The organism is Comamonas sp. 26 (genome assembly GCF_002754475.1).
In the GTDB taxonomy this organism is placed as follows: domain Bacteria; phylum Pseudomonadota; class Gammaproteobacteria; order Burkholderiales; family Burkholderiaceae_C; genus Comamonas.
Map to the genome: position 1 here is coordinate 2,012,144 of NZ_PEFL01000001.1, position 24,042 is coordinate 2,036,185.

The window sequence follows — 24,042 nt, forward strand, 5'->3', positions numbered from 1 at the left end:
AGCAAAGCCGGAGCTACCAACCTTGCTGAACTCGCATTGACCGAGGAGGGTCATATGACACCGACACACACCACCCGTCGCTTCCCCATCTGGCAGTGGGCTCTGGCCGCCGCCTGTCTGGCAACCGGCGCTCAGCAAGCCACAGCGCAGGAAACCAAGATCGTCCTGGGCATGTCCGGCTGGACAGGCTTTGCACCTTTGACCCTGGCCGACAAGGCCGGCATCTTCAAGAAGAACGGGCTCAATGTCGAGCTGAAGATGATCCCGCAAAAGGACCGCCATCTGGCGCTGGCATCGGGTGCCGTGCAATGCGCAGCCACCACCATCGAGACCCATGTGGCGTGGAATACCAATGGCGTGCCCATTGTGCAGATCTTCCAGATGGACAAGTCCTACGGTGCCGACGGCATCGCCGTGCGCAACGACGTCAAGAGCTTCGCCGACCTCAAGGGCAAGACGATTGCCGTCAGCGCCCCTGGCACCGCCCCCTATTTCGGTCTGGCCTGGATGCTGAACAAGAACGGCATGACCATGAAGGACGTGAAAACCGTGTCGCTGGAGCCTCAGCCAGCCGCCCAGTCGTTTGTCTCCGGCCAGAACGATGCGGCCATGACGTACGAGCCCTATCTGTCCACGGTGCGTGCCAACCCGGCAGCCGGCAAGATTCTGGCTACCACCATCGACTACCCCATGGTGATGGATACCGTGGGCTGCGACCCCAAATGGCTCAAGGCCAATACCGCTGCCGCCAAGGCGCTGACCCAGTCCTACTTTGACGCCGTGGCCATGATCCAGGCCGAAAAGGAAAAAAGCTACGAAATCATGGGTACTGCCGTCAAGCAAAGCGGCGAACAGTTCGGCAAGTCGGCCGCCTTCCTCAAATGGTCGGACAAGGAAGCCAACCAGAAATTCTTTGCCAATGATCTGCTGCCCTTCATGAAGGAAGCGGCCGTCATTCTCAAGGAAGCCGGCGTGATTCGCAGCATGCCCGAGAACTACAACGTCATGTACGAAAACAGCTTCATCAAGTAAGCGAGCAAGAGGTTGCACATGAACGCGGTATCTTCTTCTGCCCCCTCTGCACCGGCCACGCCTCAGGGCGTGTCAACTTCGCTGCAGTCTCCGGTGCAACCTTCCTTCAAGCCGGTGCGCAGACGCTATATGGCTCCGCTGGAGCCGGTCAGCCACAGAGCCAAATGGCTGCTGGGCATAGGTTTTTTCGTTTTCTTCGTCATGGTCTGGTCTGCCGTGACCTTTGGCGGCATGGTGTCGCCGACCTTCCTGGCCAGCCCGCTGACCATGATGCGCGAAGGCATTCTGCTGTTCACCGAGTTCAACTTTCTGCACGACATAGGCATGACGGTATGGCGCGTCATGGCCGGCTTTATTCTGGCGTCTGCCGTCGCCGTGCCCTTAGGCATTGCCATGGGCGCGTGGAAGCCGGTGGAAGCGTTCTTTGAGCCCTTTGTCTCTTTTTGCCGCTACCTGCCGGCCTCGGCCTTCATTCCCCTCTTGATCCTCTGGGCCGGTGTGGGCGAAACCCAGAAGCTGCTGGTGATCTTCATAGGCTCGGTCTTCCAGATCACGCTGATGGTTGCCGTCACCGTGGGCGGTGCCCGCAAGGACCTGGTGGAGGCCGCCTATACCCTGGGCGCCAGCAATACCGGCATTGTTCGCCGCGTGCTCATTCCCGGCGCCGCACCGGGCATCGCCGAAACGCTGAGACTAGTGCTGGGCTGGGCCTGGACCTATGTCATCGTGGCCGAGCTGATCGGCTCCTCATCCGGCATCGGCCACATGATTACCGACAGCCAGGCACTGCTCAATACCGGCCAGATCATCTTCGGCATCATCGTGATCGGTCTGATCGGCCTGGTCTCCGATTTCATCTTCAAGACCGTCAACCGTCGCATGTTCGAATGGAGCACACTGTAATGAATCTGCTGTCCATTCAAGGTGTTTCTCGCACCTTCACCAGCCACAAAGGCACGAGCACCCAGGCCTTGCTGCCTGTGGATTTCGAGGTCAAGGAAAACGACTTCGTCACCATCCTCGGCCCATCGGGCTGCGGAAAATCCACCATGCTGCGCATTGCTGCAGGCCTGGATTTTCCGACCACTGGCCAGGTGCTGCTGGACGGCAAGGTGGTGGACGGCCCCGGCGCCGACCGCGGCATGGTGTTCCAGAGCTACACGCTTTTCCCCTGGCTTACCGTGGCTCAGAACATTCGCTTTGGTCTGCGTGAAAAAGGAGTCAGCGAGGCGCTGCAAAAAGAACGCAGCGATTACTTCATCGCCAAGGTGGGGCTGAGAGGTTTCGAAAACCACTATCCCAAGCAGTTGTCGGGCGGCATGCAGCAGCGCACCGCCATTGCGCGGGCGCTGGCCAACGACCCCAAGATTTTGCTGATGGACGAGCCTTTTGGCGCATTGGACAACCAGACGCGCGTGCTGATGCAAGAGCTGCTGTTGGGTATCTGGGAAGCCGAGCGCAAAACCGTGATGTTCGTGACCCACGATATCGACGAAGCCATTTTCATGGCCAATCGGGTGGCGGTTTTCAGCGCTCGCCCCGGTCGCATCAAGGCCGATATTCCGGTCAACCTGCCGCATCCCCGGCACTACACCGTCAAGACTTCACCGGAGTTCATGGAACTCAAGGCTAGGCTGACGGAAGAAATTCGGGCCGAGGCTCTGGCCGCTGCTGCACACTGAGGGCTGTTGCAGAATTTTCCATCGCCATGAACTCCCAAGCCGCCCTCTCCCGCAGCACAGTCAGGCCAGCCCGTGACGTGCCCCTCGCTCTGTACCAGCAGGTCAAGGAGCATGTGCTGCGCAAGATCAGCGACGGCTCGTTGGCGGCGGGCGAACGCATTCCCTCGGAGCAGGAACTGGTGCAGCAATTTGGCGTGGCGCGCATGACGGCCAACCGCGCCCTGCGCGAGCTGGCCGAACAAGGCGTCATCGTGCGCGTGGCTGGCGTGGGCTCGTTTGTGGCCGAAGAAAAGCCGCAATCCACATTGCTGCGAATTGCCAATATCGGCGAAGAAATCGCGCAACGCGGCCACGACCACCGCTTTGAGCTCATTAGCATGAACCGCGAATCGGCCTCCCTGGAGGTCGCTGCCGCCCTGGACTTGAGCGTGGGCGCCTCGGTGTTTCATCTGCAAGGCGTGCACTTCGAGAACGAGGTCCCGGTTCAACTCGAGGATCGCTACGTCAATCCACGCCTGGTGCCGGATTTCATGAACCAGGATTTTTCGGCAGTTCAGCCCTCGGTCTATCTGGTGCGCAATGTGCAGTACGACCAGATTGAACATGTGGTCGATGCCATGCTGCCCACGGCCGAGCAAGCGCAGTGGCTGCAGATGTCGGCCGATCAACCCTGCCTGATGCTGACACGCCGCACATGGCTGCGTGGCACTCCGATTACCTGGGTGCATTGCGTGCATCCGGGCATGCGCTACCGACTCGGTAGCCGGTTCCGCACGGATTCCGTTCACGGCGGCTAAGGCCGCGCGGCCTTAGATCCTTGCGGATGTTTTTTGCTTGTCTTCAACTGTATATACAGGTATAGCCATGAACACCACCAACCCACGCTTCTCGGCCTCTCTGGAACTGCAACCCGGCCAGGTCACGCTGACCCAGCTGCGCGCCATTCAAGACGGTGGCCTGAAGCTGAGCATGGCCTCATCGGCCTATGCAGACATGCGGGCAGCACAGGCCCATGTGCAGCACATTGTGGATGAAGACCAGGTGGTGTACGGCATCAACACCGGCTTCGGCAAGCTGGCGTCGACCAAGATCGCGCACGATCGCCTGGCCGAGCTACAGCGCAATCTCGTGCTGTCGCACAGCGTGGGCACGGGCGAGCCTCTGCCCGACCCTGTGGTGCGCCTAGTTCTGGCCACCAAGGCTGTAAGCCTGGCACGCGGGCATTCTGGCGTGCGCCCCGAGCTGGTAGATGCCCTGCTGGCACTGGCCAACGCCGATGCGCTGCCGGTGATTCCCTCCAAGGGTTCGGTGGGAGCTTCCGGCGATCTGGCACCGCTGTCGCACCTGGCCTGCGTGCTGATAGGCGAAGGCCAGGCCAAAGTCAACGGCGTGACGGTATCGGGCCATGAAGCCATGCTGTATGTGGGTTTCAAGCCCTTTGTACTGGGCCCTAAAGAGGGTCTGGCACTGCTCAACGGCACCCAGGTTTCCACCGCACTGGCTTTGTCCGGCCTGTTCCAGACCGAGAGCGTGCTGGCCGCCGGCCTGGTCGCCGGTTGCCTGACCCTGGAAGCGATTCAGGGTTCGGTCAAACCCTTCGATGCGCGCATCCACGCCGCCCGCGGGCAACTGGGGCAAATCGCAGTTGCTGCCGCCGTGCGCGAGCTGCTCGACGGCAGCGCCATCGATCCTTCCCACCCCAACTGCGGCCGCGTGCAAGACCCCTACTCCATACGCTGCGTACCCCAGGTCATGGGCGCCTGCCTGGACAACCTCAGCCATGCCGCGCGCGTGCTGGTCATAGAGGCCAATGCCGCTTCGGACAACCCGCTGGTCTTCGACAACGGCGATGTGATCTCGGGCGGCAACTTCCACGCCGAACCCGTGGCATTTGCGGCCGACATCATTGCCCTGGCACTGGCAGAGATCGGTGCGATTTCCGAACGCCGCATGGCCTTGCTGCTCGATACCGGGCTGTCGCGCCTGCCCGCCTTCCTCATCGAGGACAGCGGCGTCAACTCGGGCTTCATGATCGCCCAGGTGACGGCAGCTGCCCTGGCGGCTGAGAACCAGTGCCTCGCCCACCCCAGCAGCGTGACCAGCCTGCCCACTTCCGCCAACCAGGAAGACCATGTCTCCATGGCCACCTATGGGGCGCGTCGCCTGGGCGAAATGGCCAGGAACACGGCCGTCATCGTGGGCGTTGAAGCCATGGCCGCAGCACAGGGTATGGACTTTGATCGCCGCCTCAAAAGCTCGGCGCTGATCGAGGCGCAATATGCACTGATCCGCAGCCAGGTGGCCTATCTGGAAAAAGACCGTTTTCTGGCTCCCGATATCGAAAGCATGCGCCTGTGGGCTTTGAATACCGCATGGCCCGCAGCGCTGCAGAACATTCTGCCCAGCAGCGCACTTTAAGCGGTGTCCGTGGCTTAGATATCCAGTTCCAGATACTCTGATTTGCAAGCAGAAACACAGAGCATCATGGTGCGATTCGCGGCTTTCTCCTCTTTGCTGAGGACAAAGTCGCGATGTTCTACTTCGCCACACAACACCTTGGTTTCGCAGGATCCGCAAATACCTTCACGACAACTGAAATCGGCGGTCACGCCTGCATCCAGGATGGCATCCAGCAGGCTTTGACCGGTTTCGACTTTCAAAGTCAGGCCAGATTTTTTCAGCATGGCGGTATAGCTGCCGCTTGCTGCAGGTGCCGCTTGCTCAGGCGGGCTGAAACGCTCCAGATGCAAGTGCGCATGGCCTAGAGCGGCACAGGCCTGCTCAAACGCATCCAGCATGGGTGCAGGGCCGCAGCAATAAAAATGAGTGTTGGCAGTGTGACCTGCCAGCAAGGCCTGGAGGTCGGGAATGGCCATCCCCTCATCGGCAAAGCAATACTGCACAGACATGCCGTCAGCATGGCTGGCCATCAGCGTTTCTATTTCATTCAGAAACGCGGCATCGGCTCTGCGTCTGGCGCAATAGATCAGATGTACGGTTTTTCCCAGCTGCTGCAGGCGCTGCAGCATGGCAAAGATGGGGGTGATCCCGATGCCGCCCGCCACTAGCACCGAATGTGCGGCCGACTCGTCCAGCGAAAAGTGATTGCGCGGCTGGCTGATCTCAAGGCTCTGGCCGATATGCAATTGCTGATGTACATGGCGGGAACCACCCCGGCTGGCCGGTTCGAGTTTCACTGCAATGCGATAGCTTTGCGTATCGCCAGGGTTTATGAGCGAATAGCTGCGAACGATGCCCTTCCCTAGGTGCAGGTCAATATGTGCACCGGCCTGAATGCTGGTGGCCTTCAGTACATGGTCAAGCGGACGCAGGGTCAGGCTGCAAATATCTGGCGCTTCCCACCGGATGTTGACGATCTGAGTAGCTAACAAATTGGACATCGATCATTCCTTTGCGCAGCGGTCTCACGCAGAAACGGCTTTGACAGGGATCTCAAGGACCTTTGGTGCTTGGCCTTGCTCCTGCGCAATCAGGTCGGCCAGGTGCTTGCGAAACTGCTTGGGTCCACGATCGCTTTTGATATCGATATGGGGAGTGGTCTTGTTGTCCATACCAATTTGCAGCGCCTGCAGGATCACGCGATCTTCTTCAAAAGCAAAGCGAACTGAACTGGCGAACTGGCGCGAAACCTCTGCGTCATTAGGAGCAAAGTTGCGTAGCTGAAACCAGTAGTAGCGACAGGATTTTTCGTCTATGGGTGTGATGAAGTTATAGCTGTCCATCACAAAGGTGTTGGACGGCAGTTCACGACCTTCGCCACCGGTGTTGGCTGGGCAGAAAATGGACTTGACCAAGGCGTTTGCCGGGTAGCGCACCTCGTAGTGCTGCTTGCGATCGCAGTTGCCCTCAAAACTCAGAAATGGCGCATAAAACGGTGCAGGTGGCTGATCCATAATCCAGCGCGAAACCGTCACGCCGGCATCTGTAGCAGCCAGTTCCAGTGGTGTGTCCTCGCAGGCTGCACCCGCGAACGAGGTGAGGTGTACCCAGGCAACATGGGTAGGATCCAGCAGGTTGTCGGTCATATAGAGATAGCTGCATGCCAGCTCCATTCCGTCGCCCTGATTGAGCCCCCACTGCTGGTCACCCCAGTGCTCAACTTCAAAGATTTTGGAAGTTTCGGCACTGTGCGTCTCGCCCATCCAGATCCAAAGCAGGCCATAGCGCTCCTCCACCGGATAAGAGCGTACTTTGGCGTTGCTTGGAGCCCTCTCCATTCCTGGTGCGCGTACGCAGCTACCTGAGCAGTCGAACGTCAGCCCGTGGTAGCCACACTCAAGCTGGTCATCTTTGATACGCCCCATCGAAAGAGGCACTTTGCGGTGTGGGCAAGCATCTTCCAACGCGACAACACGACCGTCTTTCTTTCGGTAGAAAACGATGTTCTCTGCAAGAATTTTCTTGGCGTGCAGGCCTTCTGAAATCTCATGCGACCAAGCGGCCACATACCAAGCATTGCGTAGAAACATGGTTCAACCCTTCTTTTTTGTAGAACATCGAAAGCTCTTCTGTGACGCCAAAGCTTAGGCGGGGAAAGAGGGCATACACAATGCATTTGTTCTGCATTTCATTTTAGAAAAGCTAAACTATGACGTCTTGATGAAGCTCTTGAACAGGAGGCGTCGTTGCGTGCAAAACTACCTCCTTTGAGGGCCATACAAGTGTTTGAAGCGGTTGCTAGAACCGGCAGCGTCACCGCTGCGGCGCAAGAGCTTCATATTTCCGCCGGGGCCGTCAGTCAGCAGATTCGAAAGCTGGAAGGAATTCTGGATTTGCCGCTGTTTGAGCGCCGCGGCAAGGGCGTGGCAATGTCTCGCTGGGGGCAGCTCTATCTGAGGGAAATCAAAGCCGTTTTTTCACAGCTGCACCGTGCCAGCGCAGTGCTGGAGAGTGCGCGTGAAGAGCAGGGGCTGGTCATCAGCTGCCTCTCTTCCGTGGCCAGTAAATGGCTGGGCCTGCAGCTGTTCGAGTGGCGTGCCACGCATGCTCAAGCCAGAGTACGGCTTATGAGCACGGATGCCGAACCGGACCTGAGCCGGGCCGAGGCGGACTTTCGCATTAGCTATGGCTCGCAGGCCCTCAAGCATGAGCACCATCTGCAGCTGCATACCGACAGCGTGCTTGCCGCCTGCGCACCTAGCTGGCTCAATGGAAAACCGTCATTGACGCCTTTGGAGTTGCTGTCCCTGCCATTGATTGGCATTGAATGGGAGAGGGACTATGGCGCGATTCCCGGCTGGGACGCCTGGGCGCAAAGTCTGAATGTTCCGGTCAAGCCGCCGCGCCCCACGCTGGATTATTCACAGGCAGGCGCCGCGATTGATGCGGCACTCGCAGGCCATGGGGTGGTGCTGGCCCAGTCTGCAATGTTGAAGGCTGACATAGACAGTGGGCGGCTGGTGGTGCCGTTTGAACACCGTTTACCACTGCCCGAACCTTATTTCCTGGCCTGGAATCCGGCTTCGCTCTATCGCCCGTTTGCCATGGAGCTGTACGAGTGGCTGCAACAGATCAGCCAGTCGGTACAGGCTTGAATCAAAAGCTGCCGGTGAACTGGTAGCGGGAGGCGGGGTGCCAGAGTGCAGAAACCGAGGCGACCTGACCATAGGAGCGGGTACGCCGACGCAGTACGAGGCAAGGCTCTTGCGCCTCAATCTGCAACAGCTCGGCAATTTCCGCGCTGGGTTGACTGGCCTCGATCGAGAACTGAACCCCTTGCACGGGGGCGACACGGGTCAAGTACGCGTTGGGGGTCTGTCTGCCAAAGTCCTGCGACATGTATTCGGGAGCGACCAGGGGATTGACGTAGCGATCTTCTACTTGAATGGGAACATCGTTTTCGTAGTGGACGACGACCGAATGAAACAGCCCATGGGGCCCCTCCAGCTCGAAATGTCTGAGCAATGCCGTATCAGGCTTGAAGCGCTCGAGCCGCTGCAAAACGCCTTTGTGCTGATGACCGCGCGCCTCGATCTCGTCGGCGATATTGCGTAACTGCACGAGCGTAGATTGGTATTTTTGTTGCGCCACAAAAGTGCCTGAACCCTGAACACGCAGCAGGGTCTGCGCTTCACTGAGCTCCTTCAAGGCGCGGTTGACGGTCATGCGCGCCACATTGAATTGCTTGGCCAGCGACGCCTCGCTCGGTATCGAATCACCTTCCTGCCATTGGCCGCTGTGAATCTGCTGCAGCACGTAGTCCTTGATGCGCTGAAAGGCCGGTGCGATGGCGTTTGCTGTTTGAGTACCTGAAGGAAGGCTCATAGGGTTTGCGAGAGTAAAAAAGTCTTTGTAGGCAATTGACGCTCTGAACAGTACAACACAAAATTGTTATATACAACTTTGCCAACAAGTTGATTAGTTGTATGTATCACTTAGTGGATCAACTCCCAATTAGAGAGATAGACAATGAACAACGAGGCAGCGGCGCCAGGCATCTCTGGCCAAGTGGAAACCAGAACCATTGACATGGTTCCCGAAAGCGAGCGTCACGGCTCTCCCTTCAGCCAGTTCACTCTCTGGTTCGGTGCCAACATGCAGATCACGGCCGTGGTCGACGGCGCGCTGGCCGTGGTGTTCGGCGCAGAGGCCATGACGGCGATCATTGGCCTGCTGATCGGCAATATTCTGGGCGGCGCCGTGATGGCGCTGCACTCGGCACAGGGGCCACGTCTGGGCTTGCCGCAGATGATCTCCAGCCGCGTGCAGTTTGGTGTTAAGGGCGCAGCCCTGCCGCTGACCATGTGCATCCTGATGTATTTGGGCTTTTCCGCCACAGGCGCCGTGCTCTCAGGTCAGGCCATCAATCTGATGTTCGGCTTCAACCATCCTGCTGCTGGAATCGTCATCTTCGGGCTACTGACCGCCGTGGTTGCCACCGTAGGTTACCGGTTGATCCACGCACTGGGCCGTGTGGCCACTGTGGTTGGCATTCTGGGCTTTAGTTACCTGGCCTGGCAGCTGTTCCATCAGTACGACGTAGCCACGGCTTTCGGTCAAAAGCCTTTCACCTGGGCTACCTTCCTGATTGCCATGGCCTTGTCGGCCGGCTGGCAGATGACTTATGCGCCTTATGTCGCCGACTATTCGCGTTATCTGCCTAGCAAGACTTCTACAGGTGCCACGTTCTGGACCACCTTTGGTGGCAGCGTCATCAGCTCGCAACTGGCAATGACCTTTGGCGTGCTGGTGGCTGCTCTGGGAGCCAACTTTGTGAAGAATCAAGTGGGCTTTCTGGGCAGCCTGGCGGGTTCGTTGGCTGTGGTGATCTATCTGGTGATCGTTACGGGCAAGCTGACCGTGAATTGTCTGAACGCCTACGGTGGCTTTATGGCCATGATCACTACATCGAGTGCTTTCAGCCACAAGCGCGAGTACTCCCCTGTCGCCCGAGTTGTCTATATCTTTGCTTTTGTGCTTCTGTCTGTGCTGATCGCTTTGCTGGCCAGTTCCCACTTCCTGGCAACGTTCAAGAACTTCGTGCTGGTGTTGCTGACCGTGTTCGTGCCTTGGAGCGCCGTAAACCTGGTGGACTATTACCTGGTGTCCAAAGAGAAAGTGGACATCCCTGCGCTGTATGACGGCAAAGGCCGCTACGGTGACTACAACTGGGTGGCACTGGGCTGCTACATCATGGGCGTGCTTATTCAGATCCCCTTCATGAGCCAGGCTCTGTATGTCGGTCCCATTGCCAAGGCACTGGATGGTGCCGATATCTCCTGGATCGTGAGCCTGTTCCTGACCTCGCTTGTGTATTACCCGCTGGCCAAGAAGACCATGAATGTCCCCAGCCAGATGATTTATCCGGCCACACAGGCCACTGTCTCTTCCAGCCAGGACAGCACTGCTGCTTATCCAACCACCGCTTCTATCGCCTGATCCGTCGGGCAGGGATTTCACCGTTTTTCATGAAGGACATGACCATGAACGCCAACGACGCCATCCTCAGCGCCTCCAAGCAAGACCCTCGCTACGACGCCAGCCGCGAGATCCGCGCACCCCGCGGCACCACGCTGCACTGCAAGAACTGGTTGGCCGAAGCTGCCTACCGCATGCTGCAAAACAACCTCGACCCCGATGTGGCCGAGAACCCCAAAGCACTGGTGGTGTACGGCGGTATCGGTCGCGCGGCCCGCAACTGGGAGTGCTATGACGAGATCCTGGCCCAGCTCAAGAAGCTGGAAGCCGATGAATCCCTGCTGATCCAGTCGGGCAAGCCGGTGGGCGTGTTCAAGACCCATCCCGATGCACCGCGCGTGCTGCTGGCCAATTCCAACCTCGTGCCCAGGTGGGCCCACTGGGAAAAGTTCAATGAACTGGACCAAAAGGGCTTGTTCATGTATGGCCAGATGACGGCCGGCAGCTGGATTTACATCGGCGCGCAAGGCATTGTGCAAGGCACGTTCGAGACCTTTGTCGAAGCCGGTCGCCAGCACTACAACAACGACCTGACCGGCAAGTGGATTCTCACGGCCGGCCTCGGCGGCATGGGCGGCGCCCAGCCTCTGGCAGGCGTGCTGGCCGGTGCCTGCGTGCTGGCCATTGAGTGCAAGCAGTCCAGCATCGACTTCCGCCTGCGTACCCGCTATGTAGACAAGCAGGCCAAGGACATTGACGACGCACTGGCCCTGATCAAGCACCACACCGAAAAAGGCGAGGCCGTCTCCATCGCCCTGCTCGGGAATGCGGCCGAAATTCTGCCCGAGCTGGTCAAGCGCGCCAAGTCCGGTGGCATCCGTCCCGACATCGTCACCGACCAGACCTCGGCCCATGATCTGATCAACGGCTACCTGCCTGTGGGCTGGACCGTGGAGCAATGGAATGCCGCTGCCGCCGACCCCGGCCAGCACCCCCCCCTCACCAAGGCTGCGGCCAAGGGCTGCGCCGTCCATGTCCAAGCCATGCTGGACTTCCAGGCCATGGGCATTCCCACGGTGGACTACGGCAACAACATCCGCCAGGTGGCGCTTGATGAAGGCGTGAAGAACGCATTCGATTTCCCCGGCTTTGTGCCCGCCTACATCCGTCCGCTGTTCTGCGAAGGCAAGGGTCCGTTCCGCTGGGTGGCCCTGTCCGGCGACCCCGAGGACATCTACAAGACCGACGCCAAGATCAAGGAACTGTTCCCTAACAATACGCACACCCACCGCTGGCTGGACATGGCCCGCGAGCGCATCGCTTTCCAGGGCCTGCCAGCGCGCATCTGCTGGCTGGGTCTGGGCGAGCGCCACAAGGCGGCTTTGGCCTTCAATGAAATGGTCAAGAACGGCGAGCTGAAGGCACCTATCGTCATCGGCCGCGATCACCTGGACTGCGGCTCGGTTGCCAGCCCCAACCGCGAAACCGAAGCCATGAAGGACGGCACCGATGCCGTGTCCGACTGGCCGCTGCTAAACGCCCTGCTGAACACCGCCGGCGGTGCCACCTGGGTCAGCCTGCACCACGGTGGTGGCGTGGGCATGGGCTACTCGCAACACGCTGGCGTGGTCATCGTGGCCGACGGCACGGATGAAGCAGCCGCCCGCCTGAACCGCGTGTTGTGGAACGACCCCGCCACCGGCGTGATGCGACATGCCGACGCAGGCTACGAGATTGCTGTGGAAGCTTCCAAGCGCCATGGCCTGAACCTGCCGATGATCAAGTAATCACCCCCTGAGGCGCTAGGCGCCTTCCCCCTCTCTCGATGCATTGCATCGGGAGGGGGACGACAGCCTCGGTGCGGGACGGCCCTTCCTCGCTGTCTCTCACTTGGACCACGCAAGCTTTTAAGCTGCGTTTTGTTTTAGTTTTTGTGCTTTTGATCCATGCAACGTTTTGATCTGAACCAGATTCCCCACAGCCCCTGGAAAAACGGGGGCGGCAGCACGCGCGAGATCGTATGTTTTCCGACGGGGGCGGGCATGGACAGTTTTGCCTGGCGCATCAGCGTGGCGACGATTGCCCAGGCCGGGCCGTTTTCGGCCTTTGCCGGCATTGACCGGCAGATCATGCTGCTGGACGGCGACGGCGTAGAGCTGGTCGCCCAGCAGGCCGGCATTCACCACGCGCTGCAGCCACGCTGGCAGCCGTTTGCCTTTGCGGGCGATGTGGTGCTGGACTGCACGCTGCTGGGCGGCACCTCCACCGACTTCAATGTGATGACAAGGCGCGGACAATGGACGGCCACGGTACAAGTCATCTCGGCCGAGCAGCTGAGCCCTGACGGCCCGGCAGGCCTGTGCATGGTGCTGGACGGCAGCTGGAAAATCACAGATGACGCGCAGCTGGCACCCGGCCAGGGCCTGTGGTGGTCGCCCTCCCAGCCACTGGCCGAGACTCCAACGCTGGCGGCTCAGGACAAGAACGCTCATCTGGTGTGGGTCCGCCTGACACCGACGCTATAAAAACAAAAGCGCATTGCGCTTGTCAGTGTTCAAAATACAACTCAAACCTTGTTGGAACTGAACAAGCTCATGCGCAAGCAGCTATGAAGATTCATGGCCCCTACCGATTGACACACCGCCCCGGAGCGACTCCATGACGCCAGCCACCGCCGACACCCAGACCGTCCCTGAAACTGCAGCCTCTGCCGATGGCCGCTGGCACAACCTGCGTCTGGCTCCTGGCCTGTTTGAGGCAGATTCGGCCGATGCCGCAGTCGCCGATGGCGCGCTGGCCAGCATCGTGGTGCAGCAGGGATGCGTGGTCTGGGTGGGTACGCAAGAGGCCCTGCCCGCGCAATACCAGGACCTGAACGCACATGACGGCCGGGGCCAACTGGCCACGCCGGGCCTGATCGACTGCCACACCCATCTGGTCTATGGCGGCGAGCGCGCTAACGAATTTGCCATGCGCCTGGCCGGTGCCACTTACGAAGAGGTGGCCAAGGCCGGCGGCGGCATCGTCTCGAGCGTCAAGGCCACGCGCGAGGCCAGCGAGGACGAGCTGGTAGTCCTGGCCCTGCCGCGCCTGCAGCAGCTGCTGGACGAAGGCGTAACGGCCATCGAGATCAAGTCGGGCTACGGTCTGGCGCTGGAGCACGAACGCAAGCAGCTGCGCGTGGCCCGCCGCCTGGGCCTGCTGTGCGGCGTGACGGTGCGCACCACGTTTCTGGGCGCCCATGCCTTGCCGCCTGAGTACGCGGGCCGCAGCCAGGAGTACACCGATCTGGTCAGCCAGGTGATGCTGCCCGCGCTGGCCGCCGAAGGGCTGATCGACGCGGTGGATGTGTTCTGCGAGCGCATTGCTTTTTCGCTGACCGAGACCGAGCAGGTCTTTCAAGCCGCCCAGGCCCTGGGCCTGCCTGTCAAACTGCATGCCGAGCAGTTGTCGAACATGGAAGGCGCGGCGCTGGCGGCGCAGTACGGCGCTTTGTCTTGCGACCATATCGAGCATTTGTCCGAACACGGCATTGCCGAAATGAAAAAAGCCGGCACCGTGGCCGTGCTGCTGCCCGGCGCTTTTTACACGCTGCGCGACACCAAAGTGCCACCGATTGACGCTTTGAGAGCTGCCAAGGTGCCCATGGCCGTTTCTACGGATCACAACCCCGGCACTTCTCCGTGTTTGAGTCTGCTCTTGATGGCCAATATGGCCTGCACCCTGTTTCGCCTGACCGTGCCCGAGGCGCTGGCCGGCATCACCACCCATGCGGCGCGCGCCCTGGGTCTGCAGCATGAGCAAGGCCTGATTGCAGCCAACCGCCCGGCCAACTTTGTGTTGTGGCCGGTGCTGCATGTGGCCGAGCTGGCCTACTGGTTTGGCAGCAAGCCCCGCTGCACCATCGTGCGTCAGGGCAAGGTATTTGCACCCGCAAACGCTTGAGCAGGGAATCAGCACTGAAAGGCTTTGATGTCAAGCAAACGATTTCTTGCACAACCGATTCCTCCTTTCGACGCCGATGTGACGCAGCGCTGGCAGGCAGTCTGTGATGTGAGCCATCAAATTCCGCAAAGGTGTTCTGAACCATGAGTGAATCGTCTCTAGTTTCCCTGGCCCGCCCTGAAGTGCGCCCGCCGCCTGTTTACAACGCAGGGCTATCGTCCGAGGCAGTTCGTGCCCGCTACGGTGTCTCGCAGATCACGCTTCTGGCCAATGGCCCAGTGACCGAAGCGCTGCTACGGCAGGGCGTAATCATCAAACCCTGGAAAGAGCCGGGCTTCGAGCATCTTCTGCGCGTGTCCATCGGTAACGATAACGACAATGCGCGCTTTGTTCAGGCCTTGCTCACTACCATGGCACACACTGAGTCTGCGACGGCATGAGCTGCGTGGCCTGACTATTACCAGCCTCTCATCGAGACCCATCAACATGACTGCTTCTTCCTCCATTTCGCGCACCTTGTTCGCTGCCGATGCCTTGCTGCCTACGGGGTGGGCGCGCAATGTCCTGTTGAGCTGGAACGAGAACGGCCAGCTGATCGAAGTGCTGGCTGGCGTGGATCCGCAAAGCGGCGAAGCCGGAGAGGCGGAGGACGCCGCTAGGGCCGCCGGCCCGGTGATTCCCGGCATGCCCAACCTGCATTCGCATGCATTTCAGCGGGCATTTGGTGGCTTGACGGAATTTCGCGGCCAGGCGCAAGACAGTTTCTGGAGTTGGCGCAATCTCATGTACGGGTTTGCCAACCGCATGTCGCCCGAGGCGCTGGAGGCGATTGCCACTTGGCTCTATCTGGAGATGCTGGAAGCCGGCTATACCTCGGTCTGCGAGTTCCATTACGTGCACCACGACGTAGGCGGCCAGCCCTATGCAGATGACGCCACGCTGTCGCGGGCCCTGCTGCGCGCGGCGCAGAAAACCGGCATTGGCATGACGCTGCTGCCCGTGCTCTACCAGAGCAGTGGTTTTGGCGGCACGCCGCCGCGCGAAGACCAGGCACGCTTTATTCGCAGCACTGACAAAATGCTATCGCTATTGCAGCAGCTGGCACCCGTCTGTAAAGCGCAAGCGGCCAATCTGGGCCTTGCTCCGCATTCGCTGCGGGCCGTGCCGCCTGACAGCCTGCAAGCCGCGGTCACCGGTCTGCACGCCATGCTGCCCCAGGCACCGGTGCATATTCACATTGCCGAGCAAACCCAGGAGGTGGACGACTGCTTGGCCTGGAGCGGCCAGCGCCCTGTGCAATGGCTGATGAACCATGCCGCCGTCGATCAGCGCTGGTGCCTGATTCATGCCACGCATATGACGGCCGAGGAATACGCCAGCGCCGCCAGAAGCGGTGCCGTGGCCGGCATCTGCCCGACCACCGAGGCCAATCTGGGCGACGGCATTTTTGACATGCCTCTGTGGCTGAAAAATGGGGGGCACTGGGGCGTTGGCTCCGACAGCCACGCCACGGTGAATGCGGCCGAGGAGCTGCTGATGCTGGAATACAGCCAGCGCCTGGCGCTGCGCCAGCGCAATGTACTGGGCGGCGGCGCGCAACCCCAAGTGGCAACCGCCATGACCTTGCAGGCCGTGGCCGGTGGCGCCCAGGCAGCTGGCCGCGCCATTGCCGGTCTGGCCGTGGGCCAGCAAGCCGATTTTGTGGTGCTGGATGCTGAACACGTGGCGCTGGCCGGACTGCCCGCCGACAGCGGCCATGCCGGTCATGTGTTTGCCAGCCACCGTACTTCGGCCGTGGCCGAGGTCTGGGTGGGTGGCAAACAGCGCGTGCAATCGGGCCGTCACCCGCAACACGAAACCGCACAACAGGCTTTTGTTCGGGCCCGCAGCCAGTTGCTGCGCAGCGCCTGATTCCCGTATTTGACAGCAAGGAAAATTGCTCCATGAGCCCATCCATTCCCCCTTTTGTTTTTCATCAGGGCACAGCACCCCTGCTGATCTCCATGCCGCACACCGGCACCCATGTGCCTGACGACATCGCCGCCAAGCTCACGGCAGAAAGCCGCGAGGTGCATGACACGGACTGGCATATGCCCACACTGTACGAATTTGCCAAGCAGTTGGGAGCCTCCATCCTGGTGGCCACGCATTCACGCTATGTGATCGACCTCAACCGTCCACCCGACGGCGCCAGCCTTTACCCCGGCCAAAGCGTGACCGGCCTGTGCCCCGTGGACAGCTTTGACGACACCCCGCTGTACGCCAGCAAGGACCTGGAGCCTGACGACGCCGAGATTGCCCGCCGCCGCGAACTCTACTGGCAGCCCTATCACGGCCAGCTGCGCGCCGAGCTGGATCGCATGCACGGCGAGCATGGTGTGGCCATGCTCTGGGATGCACACAGCATCCGCTCGGTGCTGCCGCGCTTTTTTGAAGGCAAGCTGCCCGACCTGAATCTGGGTACGGGCAATGGCAGCTCTTGCGCGCCCGAGCTGGCTGAAAGCCTGCTATTGATCGCCAAACAGTCGCCCAATCATTCCAGCGTGCTCAATGGCCGCTTTACCGGCGGCTACATCACGCGCAACTATGGCCAGCCCGACAAGGGCTACCACGCGGTACAGATGGAGATGACCCAGTCCAGCTATATGCAGGAGCAGATGCCGTTTGAATACTTGCCTGATCTGGCAAATCTTGTGGAACCTACGTTGCGCAATATGCTAAATGCGATGCTGGATTTTTCGAACATGAACTCTGGCAGCTAACTTTGACCGATCTGTCGCCAAGACGATCAAGGTGCGCTCACCGCGCATCATCAAACTCCCGTGGAGCGGCGCACAGCTGCGAAGTACCAAGCGTCGGGAAGGCAACGCAGCAAACGCATCCAGCGCGTGAAGCGTCGCGGGAAGTTCATCTCGAAACGTCCCTGTGCCCAGCCGTGCAGCATGTGCTGTGCTGCTTCTTCGGCGCTGATCAGCGAGGGCATACTGAAGTCGTTTTGTGCCGTCAGCGGCGTCTCGACAAAGCCAGGGTTGATGATGGACACGCCAAGGCCCTTGCCATGCAGGTCCAGATAAAGGTTTTCCGCCAAGTTGTTAAGAGCGGCCTTGGTTGGCCCATAGGCAAGCGACTTGGGAAGCCCCCTGTAGCCGGCCACGCTGCCGACCAAGGCCAGATGGCCCTTGCCAGCGGCCAGTAGCATGGGGAGCACGGCATCGAGCAGATGCAGCGCACCACCATAGTTCACAGCCAAGTGGCGCTGCATTTCTTCAAGGTCAAACTCTGTGGCGAGCTGTGGCTTGTAGTGGCCGGCGCAGTAGAGGATGAGGTCTGGCGCCCTGCCCACATGGGCATGCACGGCCTGTGCTGCAGCAGCCACGGCCTCGGCATCAGTCACGTCCAGAGGCAGTGCCAAGCAGTTGGGGCGGCCCTGCACAAAATCCTGCAGCGCAGCGCTCTGCCGCGCCGAAACGATTACGCTGGCCCCTTGCTTGTGCAATGCTTCGGCCGTGGCCCGCCCTATGCCCGAAGAGGCACCTAGAATCCATGCCGATCGTCCGTGCCAATCGCTTAGCCGTGGATTCAGCTGGCTGGAGAAAAGTGACATGGCTATCGCTCCTTGACAAAGGCCAGCGTCACATCGCCCAGATGCACGCCAAACTTGCTCATGGCCGTACGGTTGAGCAAGGTGCGCTCATCCATCAGGTACATCCAGTCATCCATGTTGACGTTCCAGACTTTTCCGTCCACGGGCAAGGCCAGCACATAGCTCCAGCGAATGGCGTTACCCGCGCTTTGGCCCTGAGCCTCTCCCACTACGTCGTCTGCTCTGCCGCTGTAGCGGCCATCGCCCAGGTGCTGGATATGCCAGACACGCTGCTGCTTGCTGCCGTCGCTGTAGACAAAGTGCTCTTCCAGAGTGCCTCGCTCGCCATTCCAGCGCCCGGTCATGCGCACGGTGAAGCGCTTGATCACCTTGCCTGAGCGGTCAGTGAAGATTCCATGTGCCGTCAATGGGCCATTGAAGTATTGACGCAGGTTCAGCTGGGGCTGCTCCTTGGCGTAGTCCTGAACCGTAGGCCCGGCGCAACCCGTGAGGGACAGTGCGACTGCCACGCCCAGAATGGCCCGCCGCAAGGGCAAAGATAAAAGGAGTAAGGACAAATGGCTCATATATGCCTCCAGGAAGAATGCAGGTGTTCAGCGCGCCAGAGAAGCGCTGCCGCTGCCAGCTTGAGCAGACAGGGCAGCCCGCCATAGGCCCAGGCAAGCGCCTGCAAGCCGGCCGGGTCGGTACCGCCGCTGCGATAACCTGCGGCGGAGAGCAATGGCAATGCCAGGCCCGCTGCCAAGGCGAGGTTGAGTTTGGTTGCGCAGGTCCACCAGCCCAGGTAGCGGCCCTCTCCCCGGCCGCCCTCTCCTGCCTCGTGGATCACGCCAGTCAACAAGGCACCCGGCAAAGCCAGATCAGCGCCCAGTGCCAGCCCACTGACCAGGCAAATCATGGCGAAAGCCATGCCGTCGCCTGCACCCAGCCAGGGCGTAAATCCAAAAGCCAGCACGCTGACCAGCATGCCCATCCGCCAGCAGGGTGCCAGGCCCCAGCGTGAGACGGCTTTTACCCACAGTGGCAAGCCCAGGGCCGCTGCGCCGAAATAGAACAACAGCAGCAAGGGCTGTAACTGGGGTGCCTGTAGCCGGTCTGCCACGAAAAAAGGCAATAGGGTCGCGGGAATGGCGGCTGCCACGCCATTGAGCATAAAGATGGCAAGCAAACGCCGAAAGCCAGCATCCGCCCACGGCGAAGCCTGATGAGTCACTGCGGGCTGCGGTGGCAGTAGTACGGGAGCCTTGAGGCGATACAAACCGATCAGGCCCAGCGCCAGGCCTATCGCGAGCACGGCGCTGATCGCGTCATAGCCCAGCCAGGCTGGTAGGACGCTGGCTAGCAGCACGCCCCCCAGTGTGGCTCCTTCGCGCCAGGCGGTAACACGGGCACGCCAGCCGGGGTCGCCTCCCCAGCGGGTTCCCCAAGCCTGATGAAGAATAGCAACGAAGCTGTAGGCCAGCGTACATGCGAGCAGGCTGAAGGCCAGCCAGCCCAGCATGGCTGCCTCGGTACCACGCGGCGAGTGCCAGAGTGCCAAAAATCCCAGCACCATCAACAGGCTACCCAGCGCAGCTGCACACCAAGCCGGCCATTCACCACGGCGCAGCAGCCAGTCGGCTTGGCGGCCAATGGCGGGGTCCACTAAGGCATCGAATGCGCGCGTGGCCAGCAACACCGCGCCCAGTCCCGCCAGCGGTGCGCTCTCCACGCTGGCGTAGTGATGCGGCAGGTTTACATACAAAGGCAGGGACACAAAGGCCAGCGGCGCGGCCAGTCCGCCATAGGCCAGCCCGGTTCGCCAAGGCAGCATGTGGGCGGTGGCGGGATGTGAGGCCATGGCGTGGTCCGGTGAGCGCTGCTCAGCCCAAGCCGAGCAGAGAGCTGCGCATGGCGGGCGCCGAGGTCTGTGGCGACAACCAGATGCCAAAGAACAGGCGTGCGAACTCGGCGTCGCGTATCTGGCCAGTCTGCCGGCCGTTGTGGAAAAAGCGCACTTCGCCTTGACCGTCATTCAGGCCCAGCAGCCTGTCCTGGGCTACCACATCGGGAAAGGCCTGCTTCATTAAGCTCAGCCACTGGCGGGCCTGCTCATCGGTGAAGCTGCCGACCCTGCGCATTTCGGCGATGGAGCGCTCGGCAATCGCCGCGCCTTCGAGCTTGCGGTCATAGACCAACTCCAGCCCAAACGGGTGACGGTTGTAGTCTTCCGGCGTGAATCCATTCGTGGCCCATAGCCGGGCTTCGTAGACGCGTAGTCCAAAGAAGCGCAGCACGGCAGAGCCCACTTGGCGCGCGGCCGGCAGGGTGCTGCGCATCTCTCCCGGAAGATCGACAGTCGGGGTTACGGCATGAAGTTCGTTGGACATGGTGATCAATAAAGGAGCAAGAACACTGGCCGCACCCCAGGACAGGGCATGGCGGCGTTTGATGAAATGTCGGTATTGGAGGGATGTCATGGCATGGGCCTGCGCAGCGTGAACTGGACTACGTCGGTGTTGCCGGTGTCAAAGGCCGCCTCGCAGTAGGCGAGATAGAAACGCCAGATGCGCACAAAGCGTTCGTCAAAGCCTTGGGCGCGCACGGTGTCAAGCTGGTGCTCGAAGGACTGGCGCCAGCGCCGCAGCGTCTCTGCGTAGTCACGGCCAAATGTCATGTGGCTTTCCACCACCAGGCCCGCGCGCTGCGCTTCCTGCTCGAAAGCGGGGATGCTGGGTAGCAGGCCACCCGGGAAAATATATTGCTGAATGAAATCCGTGGAGCGCAGATAACGGGCGAACAGGTCTTCGCGCAGCGTGATGGTCTGTATGCAGGCCAGGCCACCGGGCTTGAGGCAGTCACGCAGCATCTCGAAGTAGCCGCGCCAGTATTCGCGGCCTACGGCTTCGAACATTTCTATGGAGACGATGGCATCGAAAGGCTGGTCTGCATGCCGTGCAGGCAGGTCGCGATAGTCCTGGTAGCGCAGCTCCACGTTGTCTACCAGGCCCGCTTGCAGCATACGCCGCTGGCCCCAGACCAGTTGCTCGCGCGACAGCGTCACGCCCGTGACCTGGGCATCAAACTCTTGCGCAGCTGTTTCGGCCAGGCCGCCCCAGCCGCAGCCGATTTCAAGCAAGCGCTGGCCGGGCTGAAGCTGCACCTCGTTCAGCGTGCGCCTGAGCTTGGCCTGCTGGGCCTCTTGCAGATCTGCCTGATGCAGAGATTCGCCGGTTCGGCCCTCGAACCAGGCCGCGCTATAGCTCATACCGGGGTCCAGCCAAAGGCGGTAGAAATCGTTGCCCAGGTCGTAATGGGCATGGATGTTTCTGGCGCTTCCGGCCCGCGTATTGCGTTGCAGCAGATGGCGCAGCCGGTAGCCCAGCCTGCCCCACCAGCTGCCGTAGACCAGGCTTTGCACATGGTCGCGGTTAGTCATGCAAAGCCGCAGCAAAGCGGCCAGATCCGGGCTGTCCCACTCGCCGGCGATATAGCCCTCGGCAAGGCCAATATCCCCCGATTTCAGCGTGCGCTCCAGCGCCTGCCAGTTGTGCAGCACGCAATGTGCGTCTGCAGCGCCCGACGCCATCGGTGGCAAGTGCCGCAAGTGGCCGTCGGGTTGCTCCAGGTTCAGCTGCCCGTGCGGCAGGCGTTCGAGCAAGCTCAGCACACTGCGTGCCCTCGCGGGAATGCGATGCGGCGCTGCGGCAGAGGGGCTTAGCAGAGAGGCGGCGGTAGTGTTCATCGTGTGACGAAGCGCTTGGGCTCGGAGGGTTTGCCATGGAACGGCACGCGTTTTGCCCAAAGGCGAAGCGCATGCCAGTGGATGCGGGCGACCACGCCCAGCGTCATCAGGGGAGTGCCGAAGAAGGCGCGGCGCACGGTGGCGGCGTTCAGCGGGTACAGCACGCCGCCCACGCTGGTCTGCAGCAGCGGGCCGTCCTCGTCATGCAGGTCCACGCGTGCCAGGGTGCGGTCTTCACCGCGCTCGAATCGGAAGCGGTACTCGCCGCGCACCTCGCAGAACGGCGAGACATGGAATTGCTTGCGCGCTACCTGCTCGCGGCCCCAGTCCAGTTCCGGCCCTGCCAGCAAATAGGCATGGCGCTCGCCAAAAGTGTTGTTGACCTCGGCCAGCACGGCGGCCAGCGAGCCATCGGCGCGGTGGGCGTACCAGAAGCTCACGGGCTTGAACACATAGCCCAGCACGCGCGGGAAGGTGTGCAGCCAGATTTCGCCATCGGCATCTTCAATGCCTTCGCTGTGCAGCAACTGCTCGAACCAGGCCAGCGCATCGGACCTGCCGTCACCGTGGTCGCAGTCATGAAAGCTCAGCCAGCCGAGCCGGTTGCGCCGCAGTACGGCGTCCGGCTGCGTGCGCAGGCTGCGCAGTGGCAGCAGCAGAAAATAGCTGGGATAGTGAAAGGCATGCGCGACCGGCCGCAGGCGGCGGTGCCAGACATGGCCAAAGCCGATGAGGGGACGTGCAGCAGTCATGCCGCCCCCAGAATGGCTGGGCTGGCTGGCAGGCCCGGCAAGGCGTTCAACAGGCCGTCGGCTGCGTCCAGGCCGGAGCGCAGACCGTCTTCATGGAAGCCGTAGCCACACCATGCGCCGCAGAACCATGTCCGGCGCTGGCCTTGCAGAGTGCCCACCTTGCCTTGTGCCTCAATGGCCGCTAGGTCGAACACAGGGTGGCTGTACGCCATGCGCGTGTGAACTTGGCTGTCATCAATGGGGCGCACCGGATTCAGTGAAACCATCACGGGTTGCTGCCATGGCAGAGGCTGAAGCCGATTAAGTAGATAGTGCAAGCAAACACCGGCCTGGTCACGCCCGGGGTTGGCAGCGCGCTCGTAGTTCCAGGCGGCCCAGGCCGCTTCACGACGCGGCAACACGCTGGCATCGGTATGCAGTACGGCTTGGTTGGGCTGATAGCGGATTGCGCCCAACACGCTGCGCTCCTGTGGTGTGGCATCGCTGCCCAGCAGGTTCAGAGCCTGGTCGCTGTGGCAAGCCAGCACCACGGCGTCGAATTGCTCTGTGCCGTGAGCCATCTGCAGCAGTACGCATTGCTCCATGCGGCGCAGGCCCAGAACGGGCGCATTCAGTCGAGCCTCATGGTGGCCGTCCTGCTGCAGTGCGGCCACCATGCGCCGCACGTACTGACGCGAGCCGCCGCGCACCGTGTGCCACTGCGGCCGGTCCGTGACCTGAATCAGACCGTGGTTGTGGCAAAAGCGGATCAGCGTGGCCACGGGAAAACGAAGCATCTGATCCGTGGGGCAGGACCAGATGCAACCCATCATGGGCAGCAGATAGTCTTGTCGGAAGGAGGCTCCAAAGCCGTACTCGTCCAGAAAGGCTTCGATGGAACTACGCAACTGCACTTCATCGCCTTCTTTGGCAATGCGCGTGGCCAAGCGGTTGAAGCGCAGGATCTCGGCCAGCATCTTCAGAAAACGCGGTCTCAGCAGATTGCCGCGCTGGGCGAACACACCGCCCAGCGAGCTGCCGCTCCACTCCAAGCCGGCTTGACCATAAGCATTCGGCACCTGCACCGAAAACGACATCTCGGCCTTAGCCGTCGGCACCTGCAGCTCTTCAAACAAGCGGGTCAGAAGCGGATAGGTCCGGTAGTTGAACACCAGAAAGCCCGTGTCAACGCCCTGGCTGACACCGCCCAGCGTCATGTCTACGGTGTTGGCATGGCCGCCGAAATGGCTGCCCGCCTCCAGCATGGTCACGGTTGGCCCGCCCGGTGCGGCGGCCAGCCGCCTCGCTGCGGCCAGACCCGAAATCCCCGACCCTATGACTGCGATGCGATGCATGGGAGCGTCTTTCTTAGTTGAGTCAATCAATCGGACCACAAAGATCAAACTGTGAACTGATGAGTTCAAACTATAAACCAAACATATCCAC

The 24,042-nt window shown here is 60.9% G+C and carries 23 protein-coding genes; 13 read left to right on the plus strand and 10 right to left on the minus strand.

The window, feature by feature from the left end; translation table 11 throughout:
* The first annotated feature begins 54 nt into the window (after positions 1-54).
* The 5 genes from CLU84_RS09300 (at position 55) to hutH (ending at position 5,132) form a co-directional block, all read left to right on the plus strand.
* Entirely contained in the window at positions 55-1,032 is a 978-nt protein-coding gene (locus CLU84_RS09300; protein ID WP_099736922.1) for an ABC transporter substrate-binding protein, read from the plus strand.
* 18 nt (positions 1,033-1,050) lie between these two features.
* Positions 1,051-1,935 (plus strand): ABC transporter permease, encoded by an 885-nt coding sequence (locus tag CLU84_RS09305; protein ID WP_369826823.1) that lies wholly within the window; start codon positions 1,051-1,053, stop codon positions 1,933-1,935.
* Positions 1,935-2,714 carry an ABC transporter ATP-binding protein gene (locus CLU84_RS09310; RefSeq protein WP_099736923.1) on the plus strand — a complete coding sequence of 260 codons (780 nt, stop codon included), beginning with the start codon at positions 1,935-1,937 and terminating at the stop codon, positions 2,712-2,714. The genes CLU84_RS09305 and CLU84_RS09310 overlap by 1 nt, the downstream gene beginning before the upstream one ends.
* A gap of 26 nt (positions 2,715-2,740) precedes the next feature.
* Positions 2,741-3,511: a histidine utilization repressor gene (gene hutC / locus CLU84_RS09315; protein WP_099736924.1), complete on the plus strand. Its 771-nt coding sequence runs from the start codon at positions 2,741-2,743 to the stop codon at positions 3,509-3,511.
* Between the two features lie 67 nt (positions 3,512-3,578).
* A complete protein-coding gene (hutH, locus tag CLU84_RS09320) occupies positions 3,579-5,132 on the plus strand; it encodes a histidine ammonia-lyase (protein ID WP_099736925.1) in 1,554 nt (517 codons plus the stop codon).
* A gap of 14 nt (positions 5,133-5,146) precedes the next feature.
* Here the strand turns inward: hutH and CLU84_RS09325 are convergent, their stop codons facing one another.
* Both CLU84_RS09325 and CLU84_RS09330 read right to left on the minus strand, forming a co-directional pair.
* The gene (locus tag CLU84_RS09325) at positions 5,147-6,115 is read right to left on the minus strand and encodes a PDR/VanB family oxidoreductase (protein ID WP_099736926.1); all 969 of its coding nucleotides are present in this window, start codon (positions 6,113-6,115) and stop codon (positions 5,147-5,149) included.
* Positions 6,116-6,139: 24 nt separating this feature from the next.
* Positions 6,140-7,204 carry an aromatic ring-hydroxylating dioxygenase subunit alpha gene (locus tag CLU84_RS09330; protein ID WP_099736927.1) on the minus strand — a complete coding sequence of 355 codons (1,065 nt, stop codon included), beginning with the start codon at positions 7,202-7,204 and terminating at the stop codon, positions 6,140-6,142.
* A gap of 177 nt (positions 7,205-7,381) precedes the next feature.
* On the opposite strand from CLU84_RS09330, the gene CLU84_RS09335 reads away from it, so the two are divergent.
* Positions 7,382-8,269 carry a LysR substrate-binding domain-containing protein gene (locus tag CLU84_RS09335; protein ID WP_255409111.1) on the plus strand — a complete coding sequence of 296 codons (888 nt, stop codon included), beginning with the start codon at positions 7,382-7,384 and terminating at the stop codon, positions 8,267-8,269.
* 1 nt (position 8,270) lies between these two features.
* Here the strand turns inward: CLU84_RS09335 and hutC (CLU84_RS09340) are convergent, their stop codons facing one another.
* On the minus strand, positions 8,271-8,999 hold the full coding sequence (hutC, locus tag CLU84_RS09340; RefSeq protein WP_099736929.1) for a histidine utilization repressor: 729 nt from the start codon (positions 8,997-8,999) through the stop codon (positions 8,271-8,273).
* Between the two features lie 144 nt (positions 9,000-9,143).
* Between hutC (CLU84_RS09340) and CLU84_RS09345 the strand changes: the two genes are divergently transcribed.
* From CLU84_RS09345 to hutG, 7 genes are all read left to right on the plus strand, one after another.
* Positions 9,144-10,613: a cytosine permease gene (locus CLU84_RS09345; RefSeq protein WP_099736930.1), complete on the plus strand. Its 1,470-nt coding sequence runs from the start codon at positions 9,144-9,146 to the stop codon at positions 10,611-10,613.
* A 44-nt stretch (positions 10,614-10,657) separates the two neighbouring features.
* On the plus strand, positions 10,658-12,379 hold the full coding sequence (hutU, locus tag CLU84_RS09350; RefSeq protein ID WP_099737956.1) for a urocanate hydratase: 1,722 nt from the start codon (positions 10,658-10,660) through the stop codon (positions 12,377-12,379).
* 159 nt (positions 12,380-12,538) lie between these two features.
* Positions 12,539-13,117 carry a HutD family protein gene (locus tag CLU84_RS09355; protein WP_099736931.1) on the plus strand — a complete coding sequence of 193 codons (579 nt, stop codon included), beginning with the start codon at positions 12,539-12,541 and terminating at the stop codon, positions 13,115-13,117.
* A 133-nt stretch (positions 13,118-13,250) separates the two neighbouring features.
* Positions 13,251-14,537 carry an imidazolonepropionase gene (gene hutI / locus CLU84_RS09360; protein WP_099736932.1) on the plus strand — a complete coding sequence of 429 codons (1,287 nt, stop codon included), beginning with the start codon at positions 13,251-13,253 and terminating at the stop codon, positions 14,535-14,537.
* Between the two features lie 143 nt (positions 14,538-14,680).
* Positions 14,681-14,977 carry a hypothetical protein gene (locus CLU84_RS22660; protein ID WP_369826824.1) on the plus strand — a complete coding sequence of 99 codons (297 nt, stop codon included), beginning with the start codon at positions 14,681-14,683 and terminating at the stop codon, positions 14,975-14,977.
* 46 nt (positions 14,978-15,023) lie between these two features.
* Entirely contained in the window at positions 15,024-16,448 is a 1,425-nt protein-coding gene (locus CLU84_RS09370) for a formimidoylglutamate deiminase (protein WP_099736933.1), read from the plus strand.
* A 32-nt stretch (positions 16,449-16,480) separates the two neighbouring features.
* The gene (gene hutG, locus CLU84_RS09375) at positions 16,481-17,299 is read left to right on the plus strand and encodes an N-formylglutamate deformylase (RefSeq protein WP_099736934.1); all 819 of its coding nucleotides are present in this window, start codon (positions 16,481-16,483) and stop codon (positions 17,297-17,299) included.
* 50 nt (positions 17,300-17,349) lie between these two features.
* Here hutG and CLU84_RS09380 read toward each other — a convergent pair whose 3' ends face one another.
* The 7 genes from CLU84_RS09380 to CLU84_RS09410 are packed head-to-tail and all read right to left on the minus strand — an operon-like array spanning position 17,350 to position 23,951.
* Positions 17,350-18,141, minus strand: coding sequence for an SDR family oxidoreductase (locus CLU84_RS09380; RefSeq protein WP_099736935.1), 792 nt, complete (start codon positions 18,139-18,141; stop codon positions 17,350-17,352).
* 2 nt (positions 18,142-18,143) lie between these two features.
* Positions 18,144-18,707, minus strand: coding sequence for a DUF3833 domain-containing protein (locus tag CLU84_RS09385; protein WP_099736936.1), 564 nt, complete (start codon positions 18,705-18,707; stop codon positions 18,144-18,146).
* Positions 18,704-19,981, minus strand: a complete 1,278-nt coding sequence (locus tag CLU84_RS09390; protein WP_099736937.1) for an MFS transporter — start codon at positions 19,979-19,981, stop codon at positions 18,704-18,706. The genes CLU84_RS09385 and CLU84_RS09390 overlap by 4 nt, the downstream gene beginning before the upstream one ends.
* Before the next feature lie 22 nt (positions 19,982-20,003).
* On the minus strand, positions 20,004-20,600 hold the full coding sequence (locus tag CLU84_RS09395) for a chalcone isomerase family protein (protein WP_199173713.1): 597 nt from the start codon (positions 20,598-20,600) through the stop codon (positions 20,004-20,006).
* Positions 20,597-21,865 (minus strand): cyclopropane-fatty-acyl-phospholipid synthase family protein, encoded by a 1,269-nt coding sequence (locus CLU84_RS09400; protein ID WP_099736938.1) that lies wholly within the window; start codon positions 21,863-21,865, stop codon positions 20,597-20,599. The genes CLU84_RS09395 and CLU84_RS09400 overlap by 4 nt, the downstream gene beginning before the upstream one ends.
* Positions 21,862-22,617 (minus strand): DUF1365 domain-containing protein, encoded by a 756-nt coding sequence (locus CLU84_RS09405; protein WP_099736939.1) that lies wholly within the window; start codon positions 22,615-22,617, stop codon positions 21,862-21,864. Before CLU84_RS09405 ends, CLU84_RS09400 begins: the two co-directional genes overlap by 4 nt.
* A complete protein-coding gene (locus tag CLU84_RS09410) occupies positions 22,614-23,951 on the minus strand; it encodes an NAD(P)/FAD-dependent oxidoreductase (RefSeq protein ID WP_099736940.1) in 1,338 nt (445 codons plus the stop codon). Before CLU84_RS09410 ends, CLU84_RS09405 begins: the two co-directional genes overlap by 4 nt.
* Between the last annotated feature and the right edge of the window lie 91 nt (positions 23,952-24,042).

Excerpts from the sequence above, each read along its gene's own strand:
- hutU (WP_099737956.1), top strand. The coding sequence starts at position 10,658 with ATGAACGCCAACGACGCCATCCTCAGCGCCTCCAAGCAAGACCCTCGC.
- CLU84_RS09400 (WP_099736938.1), bottom strand. The coding sequence starts at position 21,865 with ATGAACACTACCGCCGCCTCTCTGCTAAGCCCCTCTGCCGCAGCGCCG.
- CLU84_RS09410 (WP_099736940.1), bottom strand. The coding sequence starts at position 23,951 with ATGCATCGCATCGCAGTCATAGGGTCGGGGATTTCGGGTCTGGCCGCA.
- CLU84_RS22660 (WP_369826824.1), top strand. The coding sequence starts at position 14,681 with ATGAGTGAATCGTCTCTAGTTTCCCTGGCCCGCCCTGAAGTGCGCCCG.
- CLU84_RS09395 (WP_199173713.1), bottom strand. The coding sequence starts at position 20,600 with ATGACATCCCTCCAATACCGACATTTCATCAAACGCCGCCATGCCCTG.
- CLU84_RS09405 (WP_099736939.1), bottom strand. The coding sequence starts at position 22,617 with ATGACTGCTGCACGTCCCCTCATCGGCTTTGGCCATGTCTGGCACCGC.
- CLU84_RS09330 (WP_099736927.1), bottom strand. The coding sequence starts at position 7,204 with ATGTTTCTACGCAATGCTTGGTATGTGGCCGCTTGGTCGCATGAGATT.
- CLU84_RS09305 (WP_369826823.1), top strand. The coding sequence starts at position 1,051 with ATGAACGCGGTATCTTCTTCTGCCCCCTCTGCACCGGCCACGCCTCAG.
- CLU84_RS09325 (WP_099736926.1), bottom strand. The coding sequence starts at position 6,115 with ATGTCCAATTTGTTAGCTACTCAGATCGTCAACATCCGGTGGGAAGCG.
- CLU84_RS09370 (WP_099736933.1), top strand. The coding sequence starts at position 15,024 with ATGACTGCTTCTTCCTCCATTTCGCGCACCTTGTTCGCTGCCGATGCC.
- hutG (WP_099736934.1), top strand. The coding sequence starts at position 16,481 with ATGAGCCCATCCATTCCCCCTTTTGTTTTTCATCAGGGCACAGCACCC.
- CLU84_RS09310 (WP_099736923.1), top strand. The coding sequence starts at position 1,935 with ATGAATCTGCTGTCCATTCAAGGTGTTTCTCGCACCTTCACCAGCCAC.
- CLU84_RS09345 (WP_099736930.1), top strand. The coding sequence starts at position 9,144 with ATGAACAACGAGGCAGCGGCGCCAGGCATCTCTGGCCAAGTGGAAACC.
- hutC (WP_099736924.1), top strand. The coding sequence starts at position 2,741 with ATGAACTCCCAAGCCGCCCTCTCCCGCAGCACAGTCAGGCCAGCCCGT.
- hutH (WP_099736925.1), top strand. The coding sequence starts at position 3,579 with ATGAACACCACCAACCCACGCTTCTCGGCCTCTCTGGAACTGCAACCC.
- CLU84_RS09300 (WP_099736922.1), top strand. The coding sequence starts at position 55 with ATGACACCGACACACACCACCCGTCGCTTCCCCATCTGGCAGTGGGCT.
- hutI (WP_099736932.1), top strand. The coding sequence starts at position 13,251 with ATGACGCCAGCCACCGCCGACACCCAGACCGTCCCTGAAACTGCAGCC.
- CLU84_RS09380 (WP_099736935.1), bottom strand. The coding sequence starts at position 18,141 with ATGTCACTTTTCTCCAGCCAGCTGAATCCACGGCTAAGCGATTGGCAC.
- CLU84_RS09385 (WP_099736936.1), bottom strand. The coding sequence starts at position 18,707 with ATGAGCCATTTGTCCTTACTCCTTTTATCTTTGCCCTTGCGGCGGGCC.
- CLU84_RS09390 (WP_099736937.1), bottom strand. The coding sequence starts at position 19,981 with ATGGCCTCACATCCCGCCACCGCCCACATGCTGCCTTGGCGAACCGGG.
- hutC (WP_099736929.1), bottom strand. The coding sequence starts at position 8,999 with ATGAGCCTTCCTTCAGGTACTCAAACAGCAAACGCCATCGCACCGGCC.
- CLU84_RS09355 (WP_099736931.1), top strand. The coding sequence starts at position 12,539 with ATGCAACGTTTTGATCTGAACCAGATTCCCCACAGCCCCTGGAAAAAC.